At 65.6% G+C, this 23,049-nt stretch carries 20 protein-coding genes; 3 read left to right on the top strand and 17 right to left on the bottom strand.

Annotated features, from left to right (window positions below; translation table 11 throughout):
• Nucleotides 1-99: 99 nt before the first annotated feature.
• On the top strand, nt 100-1,239 hold the full coding sequence (locus tag J9314_RS08770; RefSeq protein ID WP_210605348.1) for a glycosyltransferase family 4 protein: 1,140 nt from the start codon (nt 100-102) through the stop codon (nt 1,237-1,239).
• A gap of 98 nt (nt 1,240-1,337) precedes the next feature.
• On the opposite strand, the gene J9314_RS08765 is transcribed toward J9314_RS08770, so the two are convergent.
• The 12 genes from J9314_RS08765 to J9314_RS08710 all read right to left on the bottom strand — a co-directional run bounded on the left by J9314_RS08765 (nt 1,338) and on the right by J9314_RS08710 (nt 11,814).
• Nucleotides 1,338-1,937 (bottom strand): histidine phosphatase family protein, encoded by a 600-nt coding sequence (locus J9314_RS08765; RefSeq protein WP_210605347.1) that lies wholly within the window; start codon nt 1,935-1,937, stop codon nt 1,338-1,340.
• A complete protein-coding gene (gene rsfS / locus J9314_RS08760; protein WP_246490699.1) occupies nt 1,934-2,341 on the bottom strand; it encodes a ribosome silencing factor in 408 nt (135 codons plus the stop codon). The genes J9314_RS08765 and rsfS overlap by 4 nt, the downstream gene beginning before the upstream one ends.
• A gap of 37 nt (nt 2,342-2,378) precedes the next feature.
• Complete coding sequence (locus J9314_RS08755) at nt 2,379-3,980, bottom strand: hypothetical protein (protein WP_210605345.1); 1,602 nt, start codon at nt 3,978-3,980, stop codon at nt 2,379-2,381.
• On the bottom strand, nt 3,973-4,578 hold the full coding sequence (gene nadD / locus J9314_RS08750) for a nicotinate-nucleotide adenylyltransferase (protein ID WP_181275277.1): 606 nt from the start codon (nt 4,576-4,578) through the stop codon (nt 3,973-3,975). The genes J9314_RS08755 and nadD overlap by 8 nt, the downstream gene beginning before the upstream one ends.
• Nucleotide 4,579: 1 nt before the next feature.
• On the bottom strand, nt 4,580-4,741 hold the full coding sequence (locus J9314_RS08745; protein WP_166968546.1) for a hypothetical protein: 162 nt from the start codon (nt 4,739-4,741) through the stop codon (nt 4,580-4,582).
• Between the two features lie 174 nt (nt 4,742-4,915).
• Nucleotides 4,916-6,205 (bottom strand): glutamate-5-semialdehyde dehydrogenase, encoded by a 1,290-nt coding sequence (locus tag J9314_RS08740; RefSeq protein WP_210605344.1) that lies wholly within the window; start codon nt 6,203-6,205, stop codon nt 4,916-4,918.
• Nucleotides 6,206-6,208: 3 nt separating this feature from the next.
• On the bottom strand, nt 6,209-7,375 hold the full coding sequence (gene proB / locus J9314_RS08735; RefSeq protein WP_210605343.1) for a glutamate 5-kinase: 1,167 nt from the start codon (nt 7,373-7,375) through the stop codon (nt 6,209-6,211).
• Nucleotides 7,372-8,940: a GTPase ObgE gene (obgE, locus tag J9314_RS08730; RefSeq protein ID WP_181275280.1), complete on the bottom strand. Its 1,569-nt coding sequence runs from the start codon at nt 8,938-8,940 to the stop codon at nt 7,372-7,374. The genes proB and obgE overlap by 4 nt, the downstream gene beginning before the upstream one ends.
• A 100-nt stretch (nt 8,941-9,040) precedes the next feature.
• Nucleotides 9,041-9,292, bottom strand: a complete 252-nt coding sequence (rpmA, locus tag J9314_RS08725) for a 50S ribosomal protein L27 (RefSeq protein ID WP_166971488.1) — start codon at nt 9,290-9,292, stop codon at nt 9,041-9,043.
• A 15-nt stretch (nt 9,293-9,307) separates the two neighbouring features.
• Complete coding sequence (gene rplU / locus J9314_RS08720; RefSeq protein WP_166971486.1) at nt 9,308-9,616, bottom strand: 50S ribosomal protein L21; 309 nt, start codon at nt 9,614-9,616, stop codon at nt 9,308-9,310.
• A 252-nt stretch (nt 9,617-9,868) separates the two neighbouring features.
• The gene (locus J9314_RS08715) at nt 9,869-10,186 is read right to left on the bottom strand and encodes a chorismate mutase (protein ID WP_181275281.1); all 318 of its coding nucleotides are present in this window, start codon (nt 10,184-10,186) and stop codon (nt 9,869-9,871) included.
• 98 nt (nt 10,187-10,284) lie between these two features.
• Nucleotides 10,285-11,814 (bottom strand): alanine/glycine:cation symporter family protein, encoded by a 1,530-nt coding sequence (locus tag J9314_RS08710; RefSeq protein ID WP_210605342.1) that lies wholly within the window; start codon nt 11,812-11,814, stop codon nt 10,285-10,287.
• A gap of 141 nt (nt 11,815-11,955) precedes the next feature.
• Here J9314_RS08710 and J9314_RS08705 point away from each other — a divergent pair, with 141 nt between their 5' ends.
• Nucleotides 11,956-13,248, top strand: a complete 1,293-nt coding sequence (locus J9314_RS08705) for an SPFH domain-containing protein (RefSeq protein ID WP_246490697.1) — start codon at nt 11,956-11,958, stop codon at nt 13,246-13,248.
• Nucleotides 13,249-13,361: 113 nt separating this feature from the next.
• Here the strand turns inward: J9314_RS08705 and J9314_RS08700 are convergent, their stop codons facing one another.
• Nucleotides 13,362-16,385, bottom strand: coding sequence for an Rne/Rng family ribonuclease (locus J9314_RS08700; protein WP_246490696.1), 3,024 nt, complete (start codon nt 16,383-16,385; stop codon nt 13,362-13,364).
• A gap of 301 nt (nt 16,386-16,686) precedes the next feature.
• Between J9314_RS08700 and J9314_RS08695 the strand changes: the two genes are divergently transcribed.
• Nucleotides 16,687-17,334 carry a vitamin K epoxide reductase family protein gene (locus J9314_RS08695; protein WP_210605340.1) on the top strand — a complete coding sequence of 216 codons (648 nt, stop codon included), beginning with the start codon at nt 16,687-16,689 and terminating at the stop codon, nt 17,332-17,334.
• 170 nt (nt 17,335-17,504) lie between these two features.
• Here the strand turns inward: J9314_RS08695 and ndk are convergent, their stop codons facing one another.
• From ndk to ileS, 4 genes are all read right to left on the bottom strand, one after another.
• Nucleotides 17,505-17,918, bottom strand: a complete 414-nt coding sequence (ndk, locus tag J9314_RS08690) for a nucleoside-diphosphate kinase (protein ID WP_210605339.1) — start codon at nt 17,916-17,918, stop codon at nt 17,505-17,507.
• 82 nt (nt 17,919-18,000) lie between these two features.
• The gene (locus J9314_RS08685; protein WP_181275286.1) at nt 18,001-18,366 is read right to left on the bottom strand and encodes a DUF4233 domain-containing protein; all 366 of its coding nucleotides are present in this window, start codon (nt 18,364-18,366) and stop codon (nt 18,001-18,003) included.
• Complete coding sequence (locus tag J9314_RS08680; protein ID WP_210605338.1) at nt 18,363-19,748, bottom strand: bifunctional folylpolyglutamate synthase/dihydrofolate synthase; 1,386 nt, start codon at nt 19,746-19,748, stop codon at nt 18,363-18,365. The genes J9314_RS08685 and J9314_RS08680 overlap by 4 nt, the downstream gene beginning before the upstream one ends.
• Nucleotides 19,745-23,008: an isoleucine--tRNA ligase gene (gene ileS / locus J9314_RS08675; RefSeq protein ID WP_210605337.1), complete on the bottom strand. Its 3,264-nt coding sequence runs from the start codon at nt 23,006-23,008 to the stop codon at nt 19,745-19,747. Before ileS ends, J9314_RS08680 begins: the two co-directional genes overlap by 4 nt.
• Nucleotides 23,009-23,049: the final 41 nt, after the last annotated feature.

The raw sequence follows: 23,049 nt of genomic DNA, 5'->3' as shown, positions 1-23,049 counted from the left end.
CGGCCGCGGGCACAGGTGATGATTCCTTCACTCACTGATCCTTCTTCGCGATGTGCGCAGACAGACTTTCGAAGACTCAGACTATCGACTCGGAGTTCCATGAGCAAAAGCACAATGAGCCCGTCATCGGCGCGACGGCTGTCGGTCTTCTTCGATGCCCGCTTCACGCGCACGACTCACCACGACGGGATCTCCCGCTACGGATCGTGTCTGCTGGCGGCTCTCCTCGAGGCCGTCGAGGGCACGGAGATCGATGTCACCGCCATCATCTGCGATGAGGCGCAGCTGGCGCTCCTGCCCGACTGCCGATGGGTCAGGCTGGGCGATCCCACCTCCCCCGCCGAGGTGGCGATCGCCGGCCGTCTCAATGCCCTGGGTGCCGACGTCGTATTCTCCACCATGCAGACGATGGGCTCGGCCGGACGCCGGTACGGTCTCATCCTCACCATCCACGACCTCATCTACTATTCCCATCCGCAGCCGCCGGGCGACCTGCCGCTGCCGATCCGACTGCTGTGGCGGGCCTATCATCTCAGCTATGCCCCGCAGCGCCTGCTGCTCGATCGCGCCGATGCCGTCGCCGCCGTGTCCGAGACGACGAAGGACCTCATCGAGACCCACCGACTGACGAAGCGCCCCGTGCAGGTGGTGTCGAATGCCGCCGAGGTGACGGCCGCGCAGCCGCGGACCGTGTCACGTCATGATGCGAAGACGCTCATCTACATGGGTGCGTTCCTTCCGTATAAGAACGTCGAATCCCTCATCCGCGCGCTCGAGCACCTGCCGGGGTGGACCCTGCACATCGCCAGCCGGATCGAGGGCAGGCGGGAAGCGCAGCTGCGGGCGCTCATCCCCGATCGGGCGCGAGTCGTCTTCCACCGCGGGATCAGCGATGACGACTATGCGTCGCTGCTCGCTGAGGCGACGGCGCTGGTGACGGCGTCGAAGGAGGAGGGCTTCGGTCTCCCGGTGATCGAGGCGATGGCCCGCGGAGTGCCCGTCGCGGTCTCGGACATTCCGATCTTCCGCGAGATCGCCGCCGATGCGGCCGTGTACTTCGAGCCCGATGATCCGAGTTCCATCGCCGAGGCGGTGCGTGCCCTCACGGACGAACAGGTGTGGGCACGGCATTCTGCGGACGGGCGTGAACGTTCACAGGCGTTCGACTGGGCGTCCTCCGCTCGCTCCCTCATCGACCTCATCCGCTCGGTCGCGCGGCAGCGAGAGATGCGGGGCTGACTGCAGGCGGTGCCGCTGATCGCGTTGACACCGCTGGAGACCGGGCGGTGGCGATCGTCGTGGCCGTGGTGGGGTCCACCGGTGCTCGGCCCTGGGGCTCAGCGCAGTGTGGTGCCCCAGCTGCGCAGCACCCAGCCGCGCTCCGAGCAACCGAACTCGCCGTGCCCGCAGTTGCCGAGCACTCCGATGCGGCCCGTGCCGGTGAGCCCGAGGAGGATCTCGGCGGCTCCTCGCAGCACCGCCCCGTGGGCGACGATGACGATCGTGTCGACGGTTGCTGTGTCGACGATGTCGGTGACGGCGGCGGCGACCCGTTGTCCGGATTCGGACCGCGATTCGCCGCCGGGGGGTGCGACATCGGCTCCGGACACCCATTCGGCAAGCTCATCCGGCCAGGTTTCGGCGACCTCGGCGCGGATCGAACCTTCCCACTCACCGAACGCTGCTTCGCGCAGTCGTGCGTCGTGGACCGTCTCGACACCGACGATGCGGGCCAGCTTCTCGGCGGTCTCCGCGGCGCGGGAGAGATCGGAGGCGACGATGAGTTCGGGACTGAGGCCGGAGAGGAGGCGCGCGGCCTCCTCGGCCTGTCTGCGACCGGTGTCATTGAGCGGGACATCAGTCTGTCCCTGGAATCGTCCCTCAACGTTGAAGTCGGTCTGACCGTGGCGCCAGAACAGGACCGTCTTCGCGGTCATCGTGGTGCGTCGGAGCCAGGCTCGTCAGAATCGTGCTCGCCGGGATCCGACAGCTGGAGATCGATGACGGGCACGTCCTTCCACAGCCGCTCGAGGGCATAGTATTCGCGCTGCTCGGCGGAGAAGACGTGGACGACGATCTCACCGAAGTCGAGGAGCACCCAGTCGCCGCCGCGGCCTTCGCGCCGCAGCGGCGTGCGGTCGTGTCCGCGCTGGACGGCCTCTTCGACGGCGTCGATGATCGCGCCGATCTGGCGTTCGTTGTCGGCGGAGACGATGAGGAACGCATCGGTGATGTAGAGCGTCGAGCTCACATCGAGTCCGATGATGTCGGTGCCGAGCTTGTCGTCCGCGGCTTTCGCGGCGGTTCTCAGCAGTTGGGTGGAATCGGCGATCTCGCTCACAAGATCCTTTCGCATGGATGCGGCAGTGGAGGTGATGTCAGAGGAACATGACGAGGGCGATGACGATGAGTGCCAGGGCGAAGAACGCAGCGACGCCGAGGACGATGTACGGCATCTTAGAGGGCTCTTCACCCATCAGGATCTGCCCGTCTTGGCCGGTCACGGAGCTCGCCCTGATGCGGGTCCCGGGAGGGTTCTCGGTCTCTTCGTCCTCATAGTCGGAGTTCGGCAGCGCCCAGGCTTCGGGCACTGCGTCCATGGGACGGGTCTCGGGATTCGCGGCGAGGGCGCGGGCGGCATCGTCGGAGCCGGTCTCGTTCGCAGACCGGTCTTTCGCCTCTCCGGCCCCGGTGGTCGGGGCCGAGTCCGCGTTCCGGCTCGATGCCGAGTCCGACGCGGCGCTGCGATTCTCGTCGACCTCGGGAATCTGCGCAGACGCGGCGGTGACGACTCGCACGCCGGACGTCGAAGGGGGTTGGACGATCGGCATCCGTCGTGACCGGGAGGTCGGTTCGGCGTCGTCGGCGCTCGGCGTCTGAGTGGGAGCGGGTGAAGGCTGCTGTGCCGACGGTGTTGAAGCGTCGACCGGACCACCGCTGATATCGGCCGAATCTGAACCGCTGGTTCCGGCAGTCTCAGAACCGTCGGAGTCGGCAGGTGCTGAACCGCTCTCGTCGGCAGCGGCCTGCGCCGATGCGTCCGGCTCTGCAGAGGTCGAATCCGCCGCTGGATCCTGCGGATCGGTGCCGTCCAGGGCCGAGTACGGCATCGACAGCGCATCATAGGGTTCGTCGTCGAGAGTCGTCGGGCGGGGCGCCGAGGCGGCAGTCACCGGTGCTTCGAAGTCGCGCGCGGCGACCTCCTCGGAGGCACCGCCGAAGCCGGCGGCATCATAGGATTCGTGTTCGGCCTGCGGGGAGTCCACCGTCGGTGCGGCGGGATCCGCCTTCATCCCGGACAACGGCTCATCCGAGGACGCCGTGGCCGTCTTGCTCTCGGGCGCCTTCTTCGATGGCTGCTCACTCGCCGACGACTTCGCCTCAGTCGTTTCGGCAGCGGAGGTCTGGTGCTCAGCGGCGGCGGACGAATCGACAGGCGCATCGTCTTCGCCGGTGGCTTCGGCGACTTCGGGCACGGGCCCGGTGAGTCGTCCTTCCGCGGCGGCCTCGCGCTCTGCGAGCTCCTGTTCGTCAGCGACGACGGGCATCGCTCCGGTGGACAGATCACCGTTGAGTGAGAGTCCATGCTCTTTGAGGTAGCGCTTCTTCTCCGCCCGCGACTGGAAGTGCGGCAGGGGTGTGCGCTGCGGGTCGAGACGATCCTCTGCATGAACAGGCGGACGCGTCTGAACTGGGTGGTCGGAGGCCAGCGCTCCGCGTTCGTGATTGGTAGGCGGTGCGGGGCTGGGGTCGATGCGCGAACTCCGATCGTCCCCGGATGTCTCCGACTCGTCCCCGGAAGCCTCCGAACGGGGCGCCGCATCCGGTTTCTTCGGAGGCAGCGGAGAGAGGAGGTCGGCTCGGGAGTTTGGCGCCTCAGTCGGCTGCTCAGGAACCTCTCGTGCCTCGAACGCCTGTTCCGCCGCCAACCGTTCGGCTTCTCGCCGCGCTCGACGTGACGTGAACTGCTCCTCAGCCATTCTCACTCCTGTACAACTCGTATTTCGCGATGTACTGCACGACTCCGTCCGGTACGAGGTACCAGACGGGCGCACCATCCATCACCCGTTGTCTGCAATCCGTGGACGATATCGCCAGTGCCGGAATCTGCACGAGACTCAGCCGATCAACCGGAAGCCCCTCACCGCGGAGTTCGTGCCCCGGACGACTGACCCCGACGAAGTGCGCCAAGGAAAACAGCTCATCCACATTCTTCCACGTCAGGATCTGAGCCAAAGCGTCCGCGCCGGTGATGAAGAACAACTCCGTGTCCGGACCGTAGCTGCGGGCGAGGTCGCGCAGCGTATCGATCGTGTAGGTCGGACCGGGCCGATCGACATCGGCCCGGGAGACCGTGAACCTCGGATTCGACGCGGTTGCGATCACCGTCATCAGATACCGGTGTTCGGCACTCGTGACCTCCTCGACGTCCTTCTGGTAGGGCCGTCCGGTGGGAACGAACACCACCTCGTCGAGGTCGAAGGTCGCTTGGACCTCACTGGCCGCAACGAGGTGGCCGTGGTGGATGGGGTCGAAGGTGCCGCCCATGACACCGACTCTGCGTTTGTGCTCAGCCATATCAGTGGCGGTGCGAAATGCCCTTCCACGACCGAGTCACAATGCCCATCGTGAGGAAGATCGCCAGGGCGGTGAGTCCGAACCAGATCGGATCCATCGGCAACTCATGGTGAGCGGCATGCTCCGCACCTTCGGCCGCGGCGGCCATAATGGCTGCGTTCACGAAATAACTCCTTCTGCTTGCTTCCGACGCCGCCCGCGCGACGTCGATCTCATTGCCTTCTCAGTTTCTCATGAACGACCCGCGAATCCGGCATCGACATGAATTCGTCGGTCACCGTGGAGCGAGAACCGGACCCGATCGGCCCGGGCTGCCCGTGTCGGCGCCGGAGGAGGCTCACGAACGGATCTGTCCGTTGCCCATCATCACCCACTTCGTGGTCGTGAGCTGCTCGAGCCCCATGGGACCGCGGGCGTGGAGTTTCTGAGTCGAGATGCCCACCTCGGCACCGAAGCCGAGCTCACCACCGTCGGTGAAGCGGGTCGAGACATTCACGCCCACCGCCGCGGCGTCGATGGCGGCGACGAAGGTGTCGGCGTTGTCGAGGTCCTTCGTCACGATCACCTCGGTGTGTCCGGAGCTGTACGCGCGGATGTGGTCGATGGCTTCCTCGATGCCCGAGACCAGTTTGACCGCGATCTCGAGCCCGAGGTATTCCTTGGCCCAGTCCCGCCGGGACACGCGCTTGATCTTCATCGTCGTCGGGGCATGGGCTGCGACGTCGGAATCCGCGTGGACGACGACCCCTTCGCCATCGAGTCGGTCGAGGATCTTCGGGAGCACACGCTTCGCCGCCTTCTCGTGGACGAGCAGGGTCTCGAGCGAATTGCACACGCTGGGTCGCTGGGTCTTCGAATTGAGCACGAGGTCGACGGCGGTCTTCACCGTCGCCGTCGAGTCGATGAACATGTGCACATTGCCCACCCCGGTCTCGATGACCGGAACGATCGACTCCTGGACGACCATGTTGATCAGTTCGGCTCCGCCGCGGGGAATGAGGAGGTCGACGAAGTCGCGGGCGTGCATGAGCACATTGGCCCCGTCTCGCCCGAACTGGTCGATGCCGTTGATCGCATCGGCCGGCAGTCCCGCCGAGGCGACCGCGTTGCGCAGGACGGTGATGATCTCCGCGTTCGAGTTCTGCGCTGCCGATCCTCCGCGCAGCACCGAGGCATTGCCGGACTTCAGGGCGAGGACGGCGATGTCCACGGTGACATTCGGACGAGCTTCGTAGATCGCTCCGATGACGCCCATGGGCACGCGGGTCTGGGTCAGGCGGATGCCGTTGGGCAGGGTGCGGCCGAGCACGACGTCTCCGACGGGATCGGCGAGGTCGACGACGGCATCGACGGAGTCGGCGATCGCTGCGATGCGATCGGCGTCGAGGCGCAGCCGGTCGAGCAGCGCCTCGCTCATGCCGTCGTCGATGCCGGCGGCGATGTCGGCTTCGTTGGCGGCGACGATCCGGTCGGTGTTCGCCCGCAGGGCATCTGCGACAGCGGTCAGTGCTGTGTTCTTCTCCGCCGTCGAGGTCGTTGCCAGCTGGCTCGCGGCGGCCTTCGCATTGCGGGCGATCCGGGTCACGCCGCGCACGGTCTTCGGGTGGATCTCGGATGCTGCTGTCATGGGCTATCTCCCCCCGCTCACATGTGTGAGAACGAGATCGTTTCGATGGATGACCTCTTTACGGTAGTCACTTCCCAGACGGGTGCCAAGTTCCTCTGTCGTGGCTCCGAACATGCTCGGCAGCTCGTCCGAGGAGAAGTTGGTCATTCCGCGCGCGATGACATCGCCGTCGAGATTGTGGATCTCGACCGGATCTCCCGCTTCGAAGTCGCCGTCGGCTCCGGTCACTCCCGCTGCCAGCAGCGAGGTTCCCCGGGAGCACACAGCCTGTTCGGCGCCCCTGTCGATGGTCACAGACCCGAACGTCCGTGCCAGGTGGCGCAGCCACAGCAGCCGCGTGCCGCGGCGACGGTGGGTGACCGCGAAGTAGGTCCCGACCTCGTCCCCTGCCAGCGCCGAGGCGGCGTGCGGTGCCGAGGTCAGCACGGCGGGGATCCCTGAGTCGGCGACCATGATCGCCGCATCGACCTTCGTGGCCATCCCGCCGGTTCCCGTCCCCGCGGTGCCGACTCCGCCGATCGCGATGTCGGTGAGATCGTCGAGACCGTGCACCCGGCCGATGAGTCGTGAGTCGGGACGGTCGGGTGGTCCCGAATAGAGGGCGTAGACGTCGGAGAGGAGGATCAGGGCGTCGGCGTGGGACAGGTGGGCGACGAGAGCCGCGAGACGATCGTTGTCGCCGAACCGGATCTCCTCGGTGGCCACGGCGTCGTTCTCGTTGACGATGGGAAGCGTGCCCAGGGCCAGAAGCTTGTCGATGGCGCGCTGGGCGTTCTTGTACTGGGTGCGCCGGATCAGGTCGTCGGCGCTCAGCAGCACCTGGCCGGGGACGAGGTCGTAGCGGCCGAGGGCCCGGGTGTAGGCGGCCATGAGCAGTCCCTGCCCGACACCGGCCGCCGCCTGCTGCGTGGCGAGGTCTCGGGGGCGTCGGCTGAGGCCCATGGGTTCGAGACCTGCCGCGATCGCGCCCGAGGAGACGAGGATGACCTCATGGCCGGCCGCGCGGTGGGCGCCGATGACGTCGGTGAGCGCGATGAGCTTGGCTTCGTCCAGCCCGCCGTCGATGGTCGTCAGCGAGGACGAGCCGACCTTGACGACGATACGGCGGGCCGCGGCGATATCCGCACGGGCACGCTGCGCGGAGCCGTGTCCGCCGTCTGCGGCGCTCACGCCTCGTCGGTCCGGGCCGCAGCCTCGGATTCGGTCTCGGACGCCGATCGGCTTTCGCGCTGTCCGCGTTCGGCCAGCCGTTCCTTCTCGAACTCGGCACGCACCGCGGCCTTCGCGTCCATCCGCTCGTGGTAGGCAGCCTTGCGCTCCTTGCGGGTGGCGCGGGCCTCTTCTTCGAGCCGGGTGTCGGACCCGCGGGATCCCAGCAGCTCGGCACCCCCGACGGTCGTCGGGTCCCAGTCGAAGACCACTCCGTCGTCACCGCCGATGACGATCGTGTCGCCCGGTTTTGCGCCGGCCTTGAACAGCGCCTCTTCGACACCGAGGTGGTCGAGGCGGTCGGCGAGGTACCCGACGGCTTCGTCGTTGCCGAAGTCGGTCTGACGCACCCAGCGGGCCGGCTTGTCGCCGAGCACGCGGAACACCGGGCCCTCGGCGTCACGTTCGGCACGGACCTCGAAGCCGCGGTCGTCGACGGCCTTCGGGCGGAGGACCACACGCTGCGGTGTCGCTTCGACTGCTTCCCGTCGAGCACGTTCGGCGAGCACGAGTTCGGCCATGGCGAAGGAGAGTTCGCGCAGGCCGGAGTGACTGACCGCGGAGATCTCGAAGACGCGGTAGCCTGCCGCTTCGAGGTCGGGGCGGACGATGTCGGCGAGGTCGCGTCCGTCAGGGATGTCGACCTTGTTCAGCGCCACCAGCTTCGGCCGCTCCGAGAGCGGCAGCAGTCCGCTGCCATCGTCGAGGTCGACGGCATAGGCGGCGAGTTCGGATTCGATGATCGCGAGATCGGACACGGGATCGCGACCGGGTTCCCACGTGGCCATGTCGATGACGTGGACGAGTCCCGCGCATCGTTCGACGTGACGGAGGAATTCCAGGCCCAGCCCCTTGCCTTCCGACGCCCCGGGGATGAGACCGGGCACGTCGGCGACGGTGTAGCGGGTATCCCCTGCCTGCACGACGCCGAGGTTGGGCACAAGGGTGGTGAAGGGGTAGTCGGCGATCTTCGGCTTCGCGGCCGAGAGCGCGGCGATGAGACTCGACTTTCCTGCCGACGGGTAGCCGACGAGTGCGATGTCGGCGATCGTCTTGAGCTCGAGGACGAGGCTGAGGCTCTCCCCGGGCTCGCCGAGCAGGGCGAAGCCGGGCGCCTTGCGCTTCGTCGAGGCCAGCGCGGCATTGCCGAGACCACCGCGGCCTCCGGCGGCTGCAGTGAGTTCGGTGCCGTCTTCGACGAGATCGGCGACGACCGAACCGTCGAGTGTCTTGACGACGGTCCCCTCGGGCACGGGGACGACGAGGTTCTGCCCGTCGGCCCCGTGGCGCAGGTCGCCCTTGCCGATTCCGCCGCCGTCGGCACGCAGATGCGGGCGGTGGTGCAGGGGCAGCAGGGTGGTGGTCTGCCGATCGACGCGGAAGATGATGTTTCCGCCGTTGCCGCCGTCTGCACCGTCGGGTCCGCCGAGCGGTTTGAACTTCTCGCGTCTGATCGAGGCACAGCCGTTCCCACCGTCGCCGGCGGCGAGGTGAACGGTGACGCGGTCTACGAACTCGGTGGCCATAGTGTCCTTATATCAGATGAAGGGTGAGTCTCGTGACTCACCCTTCATGGTCCCCGTGAGGGGAGAAATCATAATGCGATCGGTCAGATCCCGCTGAGGATCAGGCTCCGACGATGTTGACGATCTTGCGACCGTTGCGCTTGCCGAACTCCACGGCGCCAGCGGTCAGAGCGAAGAGGGTATCGTCTCCGCCGCGACCGACATTGGCTCCCGGGTGGAACTTGGTTCCGCGCTGGCGGACGATGATCTCGCCGGCCTTGACGACCTGACCGCCGAAGCGCTTCACGCCGAGGTACTGTGGGTTCGAGTCGCGACCGTTGCGGGTCGAGCTGACTCCCTTTTTGCTTGACATGTGAGAAGTCTCCTCTTACTTGATGTTCGTGATCTTCAGGCGGGTGAGGTCCTGGCGGTGGCCCTGACGCTTCTTGTACCCGGTCTTGTTCTTGTACTTCTGGATCACAATCTTGGGACCGCGGAGCTCACCGGCGACCTCAGCGGTGACCGAGACCTTCGACAGAGCGTCGGCGTCGGTCGTGACCGTCTCACCGTCGACGAGAAGCACGGCATCGAGTTCGACGCTGTCTCCAGCCTTCGCCTTCATGCGGTTGACTGTGATGATGTCGCCGACGCTCACCTTTTCCTGGTGGCCTCCGGCACGGACGATGGCATAGACCATGGTCGAACTCTCTTCCTGTTGAAACTCAGACGAACAGCGGTTATCCCTTGGCCGCAGCGAGGTCTCCCTCGCCAGCGTCCCATTGAGAGGAATCACCAGCCGTGATGCGACATGCGCACCGACGCTCAATATTAGTCGAAGCCGCAGGCGAACGGCAAACCCGCAGGCACTCCGGCACTCCCGGAACCGATGACTGTGAGGCAACTCTCATGCTGCGCCCGCCCTCGGCAGATCAGGGGACCAGGATGGAGATCAGCGTTCCCGTGATTCAGCGATGCGTTCATGGCGGCGAATGACCTCGGCGACGGTGAAGGCGAGGAATTTCTCCGCGAATTCGGGGTCGAGGTGTGATTCCTCGGCCAGCACCCGCAGGCGAGCGACCTGACGGGCTTCTCGTGATTCGTCGGCAGGCGGCAGACCATGGTCGGCCTTGAGCTCGCCGACCTTCTCGGTGAGCTTGAACCTCTCGGCGAGGAGGTGGATGAGGCTGGCATCGATGTTGTCGATGCTGTCGCGAAGCTCCAGCAGGCGCTGCTGGGCACGTGTCTTGTCGTCAGTTTTGGAGTCCACGGTCTCATTCTAACGATGACGGACACGGCGGTGCGCCGCAGTCTCATCGGGACTGCGGCGCACCATTGAGAACCGTCGGGATCGGCCGACGACCGGACTCAGGCCGGTTCTTCGACGGGCACCGCATCCTTCGTCTCGGGGTCGTTGAGGATACCGGCCTTGCGGTCGGCCAGGTACTTCTTCATCTCCTTCTTCACGACCGGCATGAGCAGGTAGAGGCCGAGGATGTTGATGAAGGCGCACATGAACAGTGCAGCATCGGCGAACTCGACGACCTTCGAGAAAGTGGCCACACAGCCGACGACGACGAACAGGCAGACGAGGGTGCGGAAGACCGTCACGCTCGCCTTGGCCCCGCCGAACAGGTAGCTCCACGCCTGCTCCCCGTAGTAGGCCCAGGTGATCAGGGTGGAGAAGGCGAAGAGCGCAACAGCGATCGCCAGCAGGATGGGGTACCAGGAAGCCACGGTGGAGAAGGCGTCGGACGCCAGCGCCACTCCCCCGATCTCTCCGGCGCCCAAGTCCTCCCGGTACGAGGCCTGGTTCGCGACGATGATGGTCAACGCGGTCATCGTACAGACGATGACGGTGTCGATGAAGGGCTCGAGGAGGGCGACGAAGCCCTCGGAGATCGGGCGGCGCGTCTTGACCGCGGAGTGCGCGATCGGTGCGGAGCCGATGCCCGCTTCGTTGGAGAACGCCGAGCGCTGGAACCCGATGATCATCACGCCGACGATGCCGCCGGCGATGCCCTGCGGATTGAAGGCGCCGACGAAGATCTCGGAGATCGCATTCGGGATGTTCGAGAAGTTGAGGCCGAGGACGAGCAGGCAGGAGACGACGTAGAAGATCGCCATGCCCGGAACTAGCTTGTCGGTGACCTTCGCAATCGAACGGATGCCTCCGAGGATGACCAAGGCGACGAGGGCTGCGAAGATGATGCCGAAGACGAGCGAGGCGAAGGGTCCGGCGAGGAATCCGTCATCGCCGCCGGTTGCGGTGCGCACCTGTGCGAAGGTCTGGTTGGCCTGGAACATACCGCCGCCGACGACGCCGAAGACGAGGATGGCGACCGCGAAGAGACCGGTGAGGACGGTGGCCACGGGCTTCGAGAAGCGGCGGAAAGCGACCGGCAGGTACTTGAACGGACCGCCGTGGACGACTCCGTTCTCGTCGATCTCGCGGTACTTCACCCCGAGGGTGCATTCGACGAACTTCGTGCACATGCCGAGCAGGCCGGCCACGATCATCCAGAATGTCGCGCCGGGTCCACCGAGTGCGATGGCCACACCGACACCGGCGATATTGCCCAGGCCGACCGTTCCCGACAGGGCGGAAGCGAGAGCCTGGAAGTGGGTGACCTCACCCGGATCGGACTTCGAGGAGAACCTGCCGCGGATGATCTCCAGCGACAGCTTCGCTCCGCGGGCCTGGATGAACCCGAAGTAGACCGTGAAGACCGCGGCCGCGAAGATCAGCCACAGAACGACGAAGGGAAATGAAATGCTCCCGAGGGTGATCGGGAAGAAGATGATGTTGCCGAACCACGTCGCGATCGGGTCGAACCAGGAGTTGATGGCATCGTCGACCGGCGAGACCGGCTCTGCTATGAATTCTAAGGTGTTCATGGTCAGTTAAACTCCCTGAGATCTATGTCACATTCAAGCGATCTGTGAAAACACGTCGGTTCAGTTATGGAACCGTTATCCAAGCCTGCCGATCCGCCGACTTTGAGACCCGCGTCTCATTCCGTGGCCTAGACTGAGACCATGACTCAGAACCCGCAGCAACACGGTCCACCGCCGAATCAGCCCCAGAATCCCGGCCCTGCTTCAGCCGTGAACCAGACCCCGCACTCACAGGACGGCCATGCCCAGCCCGCCGCGTATCCGGGCGCCGAACCTGTGTCGAATCCCAACGGTCACTTCGGGTCGCAGGGCTCTCACGCCGGTTCCTCGACATCCGCGAACTCGCCTCATGCGTACGGACCCCCTGGCGGCGGTCAGACGCATCCCGGGGGATCTCAGGGCACGGTCGGACAGCCGGGTGCCGATCCGCAGCGCCCGAACAGCAGCGGCCCCCGTCGATCGGCCCAGCCCGGCCCCACCTCGGCGCCGGGACCGCACGGATCTGCTCCTCCGCGCATCGTCTCTGCCGACGGTGAACGCGTGCGGGAGAAGCCGGCAGGCGGCGTCTCCGGCTACTTTGCGATCATCGGCGCCATCGCGCTGCTTCTTCTGGCTGTGCTCCTCGGCGTCGTCGGCTTCGTGCTGACATTTGCGCAGGCCGCGCTCGGAGTCATCCTCATTGTGCTCGGGGTCTTCAGCTTCGTCGCGTCGATGTTCCTGTTCAAGGGATGCACCTCGGTGGCACCCGGTCATGCCGTCGTGCTCCAGCTCTACGGCAAGTATGTCGGCACGGTCAGACAGTCGGGCCTGCGCTTCGTCAACCCCTTCTATACGAAGGACCAGGTCTCGACCCGCATCCGCAACCACGAGACGTCGACACTCAAGGTCAACGACCTCGACGGCAATCCGATCGAGATCGGCGCCGTCGTCGTCTGGCAGGTCAAGGACACCGCACAGGCGATGTTCGAGGTCGACGACTTCGAGGAGTTCGTCGCCATCCAGGCAGAGACAGCAGTCCGGCACATTGCGAACTCCTACGCCTACGACTCTTCGGACCCCCGTCGGATGTCCCTGCGCGACAACGCCGATGAGATCACGTCCCGACTCTCCGATGAAGTGGCCGCGCGCGTGATGGCCGCGGGGGTGACGATCATCGAATCTCGCATCACACAGTTGGCCTATGCGCCCGAGATCGCCCGGGCAATGCTCCAGCGGCAGCAGGCCACGGCGGTGGTCGCGGCTCGGCAGCTCATCGTCGAAGGAGCTGTGGGAATGGTCGAGACCGCCATCGAAGAGATCGAGGGCCGACAGATCGTCAGGCTCGGTCAGGCCGAGCGCAGCGATCTCGTGTCGAACCTTATGATCGTCCTCTGCGGAGATCAGGCGGCACAGCCGACGATCAGCACCACACGCAATCAGCAGTCGGCCGGCTGAGCAGCAGAGCAGCGCCCCGCGACGGAAGTTCCGTCGCGGGGCGCTGCTCTGTCATCGGCCAGGCGCCGGGTTTCAGCTCTCTGGCTCAGTCCCGGGCCCGGGTGGGATCGGACTCAGTCTTCGCCGATGATGACGAACGAGGTGGGCAGCTGCTCCTGTTGGGGTTCGGCTCTCTGCTTCGACGCATCACTCGGCTTCCTGGCCGGAGCCCGCTTCACCGGAGCGGCGGCGGCAACCCTCGTCGCGGTGTCCGCGCCGATCATCAGCGGCAGGTCCTTAGGCTCCTCAGGGGCCTGCTTCGCTGCGGTCTCGGACTCGCTGTCGCTGCTTCCGGACCTGTGGTCGGTTCGGACCTTCGCTTCGGCGCGAGCCTGGTCGTCCGTCGCGGCCTTATCGCTGTCGACGGCCTTCGCCTCGGTGCCGGCATTCGTTTCGGAGGCACTGCTGGTCTCGGTTTCCGATGCGGTCTCCGAGTTCCGGGAGTTCGAACGACGACGACCGCTGCGCGAACGCGAACGACTCTTGCCGTTGGCTTCGGCGTCCGGCTTCTCTTCACCGTTTCCGCTGTCGGATTCGTCCTTCTTCAGGGTGGCCTTCGCGATCGCTGCGACAGCTGATCGTGACGCGTCCGAGGACACGGAGTCCTCATGCGATTCGGCTTCGTTCTGCTTCGACTTCGATCCGGATTCGCCGCGGCGCTTCCGATCCCGACGGCTGTCGTTGTTCGACGAACGGTTTCCGCGGTGGGACTTCGAGCCTTCCTCTTCGGAGCCGGGCAGCAGCAGTCCGCGACCGCTGAGGTCGGCGCCCGCACTGACCATCGACTCGGCCAGGCCGGTGCCGATGCGCTTGCGCGTCATCTGCACGAGTCCCAGCGAGGTCACCTCTGCGACCTGATGCTTCGTCCGGTCACGGCCCAGGCATTCGACGAGGCGGCGCACCACGAGGTCACGGTTCGACTCGAGCACCATATCGATGAAGTCGACGACGATGATGCCGCCGATGTCGCGCAGACGAACCTGACGGATGACCTCTTCGGCCGCTTCGAGATTGTTGCGGGTCACGGTCTCTTCGAGGTTGCCCCCGGAACCGGTGAACTTACCGGTGTTGACGTCGACGACGGTCATCGCTTCGGTTCGGTCGATGACGAGCGAACCGCCCGAGGGCAGGTTGACCGTGCGCTGCAGGGCCTTCTGGATCTGCTCTTCGATGCGGTAGTGATCGAAGATGTCCTCGTCCTCGTTGTAGCTGTGGACTCGGTCCAGTAGGTCCGGTGCCACGGATTCGACGTATTCGTGGATGGTGTTCCAGGCTCCGTCGCCGTCGATGACGAGCGAGTTGAAGTCCTCGTTGAATACGTCGCGGATGATGCGCACGATCATGTCCGGCTCGCTGTAGAGCAGCTGAGGGGCGAGCACCTTCGTCGACTTCGACTTCTTCTCGATCGTCTCCCAGCGCTTGGCGAGGCGTTCGACGTCGCGCGAGAGGTCGGTGTCCGCTGCGCCTTCGGCGGCGGTGCGCACGATGACGCCGTTCGAATCTCCGACGAGTTCCTTGAGCAGCTTCTTCAGCCGTGCCCGTTCGTTGTCAGGAAGCTTGCGGGAGATTCCGGTCATGGAGTTGCCGGGAACATAGACGAGGAACCGTCCCGGCAGTGAGATCTGGCTGGTCAGGCGCGCACCCTTGTGCCCGATCGGATCCTTCGTCACCTGGACGAGAACCGAGTCGCCGGGGCTCAGAGCGGTTTCGATGCGGCGGGCCTTGCCGTCCATCCCGAGGGCGTCCCAGTTGACCTCACCGGCATAGAGCACGGCGTTGCGCCCCTTGCCGATGTCGATGAAGGCCGCCTCCATGCTCGGCAGCACGTTCTGGACCTTGCCCAGGTACACGTTGCCGATGAGGGAGGACTGCTGGCGGTTCTCCTTGAGGTAGTGCTCGACGGCGATGCCATCCTCGACGACGACGAGCTGGGTCTGGTCGCCGCTTTCGCGCACGAGCATCGTGCGTTCGACGGATTCCCGGCGAGCGAGGAATTCCGCCTCGGTGATGATGGGGCGACGGCGACCGGCCTCACGGCCTTCCTTGCGACGCTGGCGCTTGGCCTCCAGACGCGTCGAGCCCTTCAGCGAGGTGACCTCGTCACGATCGGTTCCACGAGTGCGGGACCGACGACGGCGGCGACGACGCGATCCGCCGTCGGAGTCATCGTCATCATCACCGTCATCGGACTGCGGTTCGTCATTCTTGGACTGTTCGGACTTCTCGTTCTCCGCTTTGGAATGAGTATCCTGCGAGTCGGAATCAGAGTCCGACTTGTGCTTCGAGCCGCGCGAATTCGAGCGTGAACCCCGTCGGGAGGAACGCGATCCCTCCTTCTGAGAGTCGTCATCGTCCTGGGATTCCTCCGAAGAGTCCTCGGACTGACCGTCCGCACCGTCGTTGGAGTCATCACGGCTGCGCGATCGGCGTCCGCGCCCTCCACGGCGGCGACGCGGACCGTTCGAGCTCTCGTCGTCGTCCTGATCGTCCCGCCGATCGGTCGCGGTGTCGTCGGTGTCCTCGGAGTCATCCCAGTCGTCGTCGGACTCGTCATCGATCTGCACGACCTCGGCGTGTTCGGCCTTCGGAACCTGGAAGATCAGACCGCCGGCCGGGGGCACCGACGGGGTCGCCCGCGGTTCCGTCGGCGCGGCTGCGGCGGGTGCGGCTGGGGGCGCCGCGAAGGGATTGCGCGGATCGAAGCTCACCGAGGTCTGTCCTGCCGCCGAGTCGTCGGCTTCGTCACCGCTCTCGTCGTCCTCGTCCGCATCGGCCTCATCGTTCTCCGATTCTCCGCGGACGAAGGATTCGAAGACGAGTCCGCGGTTGGCGACGGCGTCGCGGGCGGGTTTCGGGCCCCTGCTGCGCGGGGTCGGCTCATCCGGTTCGTCATCGTAATCGTCGTCATCGTCGGCATCGCCGGTACGCAGCGATTCGGCCGCCTCGGCGATGTCGTCGAGACGCGCACGCACATTGTCGTTGACGTCCTCATGGTCGCTGCCCTTGTCACTGACCGACTGCTGCAGATTCGCCAGATCGGCGAGGATGCCTTCGGTCGGATCTGTCGACTCTGTGCCGTCGTTCGACGTATCGTTCATCGTTACTCCCAGTCCGAAGACTCCGTCCACACCGTACGGATCTTCGGATCCTTGCATGGTCCTCGGGCGGACCGAAACTTGTGGATGGCACGTCCGGCTCGCGCTCTGCGCGTAGGCCTTCGGTGCTGCCTCATCTTGTTGTCGACCTACGAGGTCATACCCTCGACTCGGTGGAGGCACTTCTCCCGTTCGGTGTGGGAACAGGTATCCGTCATGCCATTATGTCACACATGTCCGCTTCCGCTGAGGTTTCGTCGGCACGGGGTTTGCCGCTCAGGTCGTGGGCAGGCATTCTTGAGGGGTGAACAGTGAACAGACTCTCTCCGCCGACGTCGACACCGAACCGGCCGCCTCGGCGTGGGTGCTCAGACGCGCTCCCTTCGGGATCTTCCTCATCATCGCCTCCGTGATCGGCTTCCTCGCGTCGTTCTCGCTCTCGGCGGAGAAGTACGACAAACTCGCTCATCCCGACGTCGTCCTCTCCTGCGACCTCAACCCGTTCTTCTCGTGCGGTTCGGTCATGGAGCATCCGGAGTCGGAGCTGTTCGGCTTCCCGAATCAGCTGCTCGGCATCGCCGCCTTCGTCTTCCCGCTCCTGCTCGGGGTCCTCATCCTCGCCGGGACGAAGCTTCCTGGATGGGTGATGATCGGGCTGAATATCGGACTGGCCCTCGGCGTGGTCCTCGTGATGTTCCTCTTCTACACCTCGATCTACAAGATCGGCGTCGGCTGCCCCTGGTGCATCATCGTGTGGACGATGACGATTCCGATGTTCGTCGCGGTCACCGGGCACAACGTGCTCGCCGGGCGGTTCGGCCAGCGGGTCACGCAGAGTCCGATCGTGCGCGTGCTGGCCAAGGAGAACGTCGCGCTGTCGGTGCTGTGGATGCTCATCATCTTCGCGTGCATCGTCGTCCAGTTCTGGGCGTTCTTCACCACCCTGTTCTGAGGTCTGGGCCGGTCCGCAGCTGGAGACCCGGGCCGGACCGGCATCACGACGTGCAGATCTGCAGACGTGCAGAAGGGCGCCCCACCGCGTGGTGGGGCACCCTTCTGCATTCCGGCCTGTCTGAGGCGAAAGCGCTCCGACTGCGTCTGAGCCGCATGCCTCGGCTCGTCTCAGGCGGGGTACCAGATCCCGATCTCCCGTTCGGCGGACTCTACGGAGTCGGAACCGTGGACGAGATTCTTCTGCACCTTCTCTCCCCAGTCACGGCCGAGGTCGCCGCGGATCGTGCCGGGTGCCGCGGACGTCGGGTCGGTGGCACCGGCGAGCGAGCGGAACCCGGGGATGATTCCCTGTCCCGAGGCGATGATGGAGACGATCGGGCCTTCCGACATGAAGTCGACCAAGGGCTGGTAGAACGGCTTGCCTTCGTGTTCGGCGTAGTGGGCGGCCAGCTCCTCGGCCGTGGCCGTGCGCAGATTCAGCGCGTCGATCCGGTAGCCCTTGGCCTCGATGCGGGCGACGATCTGCCCGACGAGTCCGCGGGCGACCCCGTCGGGCTTGATGAGAATGAGAGTGCGTTCCATTCCGGTCCTTCCAAGTTCGAGTGGACGTCGGTCCACAGTTTACCCGGGCGCCGAGGCGGCTCTGACCGGGTGTGGGCATGCATCATTCGCGTGCGGCGACCTCGCGGTCGATCCGCGCCGACCAGTACACCGCCACCGCCCACAGGGCGATGAAGAGGGCGGCGACGAAGAACATCGATGTGACGACGAAGCCCGAGGCCAGCAGCAGTACCTGCACGATCCAGCCGATGACCACGCCCGGCCGTCGCTGACCGATGCGACGAGGCAGCATGGCCACGCCGACGATCGCGAGCACCGCGATGACCGAGGCCCCGATGAGCAGCTGGCCGAGGGTGAGAGTCTGCGCTGATTTCACCTGCAGCCCGAAGGCCGTGAGCACCGCGAAATAGACGACGAAGAGTTCGCAGATGAGGATCGATCCGCACAGGACAGGATATTTCGACTTCACTGGTCCTCTTCCGTGCCCAGGAGCAGGCGGGCTTCGGCGACGGTGTAGAGCGACCCGGTCACGACGATTCCCGGGCTCGTCGCAGCGACGGAGTTCGCGAGGTCGATGGCCTTCATGAGGGCGGCGTTGAGGTCGGGGGTGACGATGACGGAATCCTCATCGACCCACTCCCGGGCCGCCTCGGCGAGGTCCTCCGCAGGCAGCGCACGAGCGCTGAGCGTCTCGCTGACGACGAACACGTCGGCGCTGCGGTGGAGCTCTTCGAGCACCCCGTCGACGTCCTTATCGCCCAGCATCGCCATGACCATGACGACGTAGTCGAAGTCGAACGCTTCGTCGAGGGTGTCGGCCAGCACGTGCGCAGCATCGGGGTTGTGTGCGCCGTCGACGACGACGCTCGGTCCGGTGCGCACGAGCTCGGCCCGACCGGGGGACGTCACACGCGCGAGTCCCTCGGCCACGGTTTCGGCGTCGAGGGGTTTGTCCTCGGCGCCGAGGAATGCTTCGGCGGCGATGATCGCGACCGTGGCATTGTGCGCCTGGTGGATGCCGTGCAGCGGCACGAACAGGTCGGAGTAGACGTCCCGACGCCCCTGCACCGTGATGAGCTGGCCGTCGACGGCCCGCTGCCGGTCGAGGAGTCGGAAGTCCCGGTCCTCGCTCAGCAGCGGCACCTCTCGTCGGGCCGCCTCGGCGTCGAGCACGGTCTGTGCCGCTTCGTCCTGAACGGCGCTCACCGCGACCGGGGCCGGTGCCGGGGAGGGATCGACGCTGCGGTCGAGGATGCCGGCCTTGGTGGCGGCGATCTCCTCGATCGTGTCGCCGAGGAACGCCTGGTGGTCGAGCCCGATCTTCGTGAACACGCACACCTGAGCGTCAGCGACGTTCGTCGAATCCCACGCTCCGCCCATCCCCACCTCGGTGACGACGACGTCGACGGGGGCGTCGGCGAAGACCGCGAAGGCGAGGACGGTGAGGGCCTCGAAGTATGTGAGCTTCGCTCGTCCCTCGGATTCCAGCTGCTCATCGACGATGTCGAGGTAGGGCGCGATCTCGTCATAGATCCGCACGAACGTCGCTTCCGACACCGGTGCGCCGTCGACGGAGATCCGCTCGGTCACCGAATGCAGGTGGGGGCTGGTGAACCGGCCGACCCGCAGGTCGTGGGCTGAGATGAGCGAGTCGAGCATCCGTGCCGTCGACGTCTTCCCGTTCGTTCCCGTGACGGTGATGGTCGGGGTCGCCGTGTGGATGTCGCCGAGGACCTCGCACGCGCGACGGGTGGCGTCGAGGCGCAGTTCGACCTGAGTCTCTCCTGCCCGGGCCAGCAGCAGGGCGTAGACCCGTGCGAGTTCGGCGCGGGTGGCCTCGTCCTCGCTCATGACCGTGCCACCGCCAGACGGGTTCCCGCCGGCAGCTCTTCGGGGACGAAGAGATCCCCGGCACCCTCGGCCGAACCGAACGTCAGTGACGTGGTCAGGGTCTCCCCCGCGATGAGGTCGGCATGGGTTTCGAGGGCCGCAGCCACCTCGGGGGTGGCTTCGATGGTCACGGAGATCCGGTCGGAGATGTGCAGGTCGAGCTGCTTGCGGATGCCCTGGATGGCACGCACCGCATCCCGGGCCATGCCTTCGGCCTCGAGTTCCGCGGTGACCCTGGTGTCGAGCGCGAGGAATCCCGAGTCGAGCGCGGCGAGTTCCATCCCGTCGGTGCCGGATTCGGCGACGGCCTCCAGGGTGTACTCACTGTCGAGGAGTTCGATTCCGCCGCTGGACACGGTGCCGTCGGTGACGGTCCAGTCTCCTGTCTTCGAGGCCTTGATGACCTGCTGGACCTGTTTGCCCAGGCGGGGTCCGGCGGCGCGGGCGTTGACGACGAGATTCTGCGACAGCGAGAATCCCGCGGCTTCGGCCTCGGCGACGTCGAGGACGTCGACGGTGCGGACGTTGAGCTCATCGGCGATGATCGTCGTGAAGTCCTCACCGAGGTCGGTGTCCGTGGCCACGGTCAGGCTGTTAAGCGGCAGGCGCACGCGCAGCTGGTTGGCCTTGCGCACCGAGGACGCCGTCGAGCAGATGTCGCGGGTGAGGTCCATGGCCGCGACGAGGTCGGCGTCGGCGGGGAACGCCTCGGCGTCGGGGTAGTCGGCGAGGTGGACGGAACGCTGCCCGGTCAGCCCGCGGTAGATCTCTTCGATCGTGAACGGCAGCAGCGGGGCAGCGACGCGGCAGAATGCCTCGAGGCAGGTGTAGAAGACGTCGAAGGATTCGTGCGTGTCCTCTGTCCCGTCCCAGAACCGGCGACGCGAGCGGCGCACATACCAGTTCGTGAGCATGTCGAGGTAGCTGCGGACGAGTTCGCAGGCGGCCCAGATGTCCAGGCCCTCCATCGCTTCGGCGAATTCGGCGATGAGGTCGTGGGTCTTCGCCAGCAGGTACCGGTCGAGGACCTGTGTGGAGTCGTACCGGGTCTGTGCCTGGTAGCCGGACTGCTCCCCGTCGGGGCCGTCGGCGGCGTTCGAGTAGGTCGCGAAGAACTGCCAAGTGTTCCACAGGGGCAGCACGACCTGCCTGACTCCGTCGCGGATGCCCTGTTCGGTGACGACGAGGTTGCCGCCGCGCAGGATCGACGAGGCCATGAGGAACCAGCGCATCGCGTCCGAGCCGTCGCGGTTGAACACCTCGTTGACGTCGGGGTAGTTGCGCAGCGACTTCGACATCTTCTGCCCGTCGGAACCGAGGACGATGCCGTGGGAGATGCAGTTCGTGAACGCCGGGCGGTCGAAGATCGCCGTGGCGAGCACGTGGAGCAGGTAGAACCAGCCGCGGGTCTGGCCCACGTATTCGACGATGAAGTCGGCCGGGAAGTGGTTGTCGAACCATTCGGAGTTCTCGAACGGATAGTGCACCTGGGCGTAGCTCATCGACCCCGAGTCGAACCAGACGTCGAAGATCTCCGGGATGCGGCGCATCACGGACTTGCCCGTCGGGTCGTCCGGGTTCGGTCGGGTGAGATCGTCGACCCACGGGCGGTGCAGGTCGACCTCGCCCGAGTCATTGAGCGGGAGGCGACCGAAGTCGGCTTCGATCTCGGCCAGGGAGCCGTAGACGTCGGTGCGGGGGTATGACGGGTCGTCGGAGGTCCACACCGGGATGGGCGAGCCCCAGAAGCGGTTGCGGGAGATCGACCAGTCGCGGGCGTTCTCGAGCCATTTGCCGAACTGGCCGTGCTTGACGTTGTCGGGCACCCAGTTGATCTGCTCGTTGAGTTCGACCATCCGGTCCTTGAACTCCGTGACGCGGACGAACCAGGACGACACCGCACGGTAGATCAGCGGGTTCCGGCAGCGCCAGCAGTGCGGGTAGGAGTGCTCGTAGGATTCGTGGCGGACGAGCAGAGCGCTGCGGCCGGTCATCGGTCCTGTGTGGTTGCGCAGGTCCTTGATGATCGCCTTGTTCGCGTCGAAGACCTGCTCACCGGCGTAGTCGGGAACGGTCGAGTCGAAGCGTCCTGCGTCGTCGACGGGTCGCGCGGCGGTGATCCCGTAGGAGTCGGTGAGCTCCTTGTCCTCCTCACCGAAGGCCGGTGACTGGTGGACGATGCCGGTGCCGTCCTCGACCGTGACGAAGTCCGCGGCGAGGATCGTGTGCATCCGCTCACCGAACTCATCCTGACGGCCTTCGAAGTATCCGAACGGAGGTTCGTAGGAGCGGCCGACGAGTTCGCTGCCGGGGAAGGTGCGCAGGACCTGCGGGTTCTCGCCGAGTTCGCGAGCGTAGGCGCCGAGGCGGGCCTGCGCGAGGATGAGGGTCTTGCCCTGCAGCTCCTCGGCACCGTCCTCGCCGGGGACGACCGCGACGAGCGGGATGTCCGGGTTGACGGCCACGGCCTGGTTGGAGGGCACGGTCCACGGAGTCGTCGTCCAGATGAGGACCCATTCATCGGCGTCGGTGAGCTTGTAGCCGATCGTCACGGCCGGGTCCTGACGCATCTTGTAGACATCGTCGTCCATGCGCAGCTCGTGGTTCGACAGCGGCGTCTCGTCCTTCCAGCAGTAGGGCAGGACGCGGTACCCCTCGTACACCAGCCCCTTGTCCCAGAGCTGTTTGAAGGCCCAGATGACGCTTTCCATGTATTCGACATTGAGCGTCTTGTAGTCGTTGTCGAAGTCGACCCAACGGCCCTGACGGGTGACGTATTCCTCCCATTCCTTCGTGTAGCGAAGAACGGAGGAGCGGCAGGCGTCGTTGAAGGCGGCCAGACCCATACGGCCGATCTCGGACTTGTCGGTGATGCCCAGCTGACGTTCGGCTTCGAGTTCGGCGGGCAGTCCGTGGGTGTCCCAGCCGAAGCGGCGGTCGACCTTCTTCCCGCGCATCGTCTGGAAGCGGGGAACGACGTCCTTGACGTATCCGGTGAGCAGGTGACCGTAGTGGGGCAGGCCGTTGGCGAAGGGAGGGCCGTCGTAGAAGACGAACTCGTTCTCACCGTTCTCACCGGGATCGCGCTGGTCGATCGAGGCTGTGAACGTGTCGTCCTCCTGCCAGTAGCGCAGCACGGCGTCTTCGATGGCTGGGAAGCTCGGAGAACTGGAGAGGCCGAAGGCCGAGGTCGAAACCTTGGGATAGAGAGGCTGGGTCATGAGCGTCCTTCTGGGTCACTGCGGTCACTGTCACGAGGACG

Source organism: Brevibacterium oceani, assembly GCF_017948325.1.
Lineage (GTDB): Bacteria > Actinomycetota > Actinomycetes > Actinomycetales > Brevibacteriaceae > Brevibacterium > Brevibacterium oceani.
Note: the sequence above shows the minus strand (reverse complement) of the source record. Positions and strands in the feature narration are given on the sequence as shown.

Bases quoted from the DNA above. Each gene is read 5' to 3' on its own strand.
- ileS (WP_210605337.1), bottom strand. From the start codon at position 23,008: ATGACCCAGCCTCTCTATCCCAAGGTTTCGACCTCGGCCTTCGGCCTC.
- J9314_RS08710 (WP_210605342.1), bottom strand. From the start codon at position 11,814: ATGAACACCTTAGAATTCATAGCAGAGCCGGTCTCGCCGGTCGACGAT.
- obgE (WP_181275280.1), bottom strand. From the start codon at position 8,940: ATGGCCACCGAGTTCGTAGACCGCGTCACCGTTCACCTCGCCGCCGGC.
- J9314_RS08680 (WP_210605338.1), bottom strand. From the start codon at position 19,748: ATGAGCGAGGACGAGGCCACCCGCGCCGAACTCGCACGGGTCTACGCC.
- rplU (WP_166971486.1), bottom strand. From the start codon at position 9,616: ATGGTCTATGCCATCGTCCGTGCCGGAGGCCACCAGGAAAAGGTGAGC.
- J9314_RS08770 (WP_210605348.1), top strand. From the start codon at position 100: ATGAGCAAAAGCACAATGAGCCCGTCATCGGCGCGACGGCTGTCGGTC.
- rpmA (WP_166971488.1), bottom strand. From the start codon at position 9,292: ATGTCAAGCAAAAAGGGAGTCAGCTCGACCCGCAACGGTCGCGACTCG.
- J9314_RS08700 (WP_246490696.1), bottom strand. From the start codon at position 16,385: ATGAACGATACGTCGAACGACGGCACAGAGTCGACAGATCCGACCGAA.
- J9314_RS08740 (WP_210605344.1), bottom strand. From the start codon at position 6,205: ATGACAGCAGCATCCGAGATCCACCCGAAGACCGTGCGCGGCGTGACC.
- ndk (WP_210605339.1), bottom strand. From the start codon at position 17,918: ATGGAACGCACTCTCATTCTCATCAAGCCCGACGGGGTCGCCCGCGGA.
- nadD (WP_181275277.1), bottom strand. From the start codon at position 4,578: ATGGCTGAGCACAAACGCAGAGTCGGTGTCATGGGCGGCACCTTCGAC.
- J9314_RS08705 (WP_246490697.1), top strand. From the start codon at position 11,956: ATGACTCAGAACCCGCAGCAACACGGTCCACCGCCGAATCAGCCCCAG.
- J9314_RS08755 (WP_210605345.1), bottom strand. From the start codon at position 3,980: ATGGCTGAGGAGCAGTTCACGTCACGTCGAGCGCGGCGAGAAGCCGAA.
- J9314_RS08765 (WP_210605347.1), bottom strand. From the start codon at position 1,937: ATGACCGCGAAGACGGTCCTGTTCTGGCGCCACGGTCAGACCGACTTC.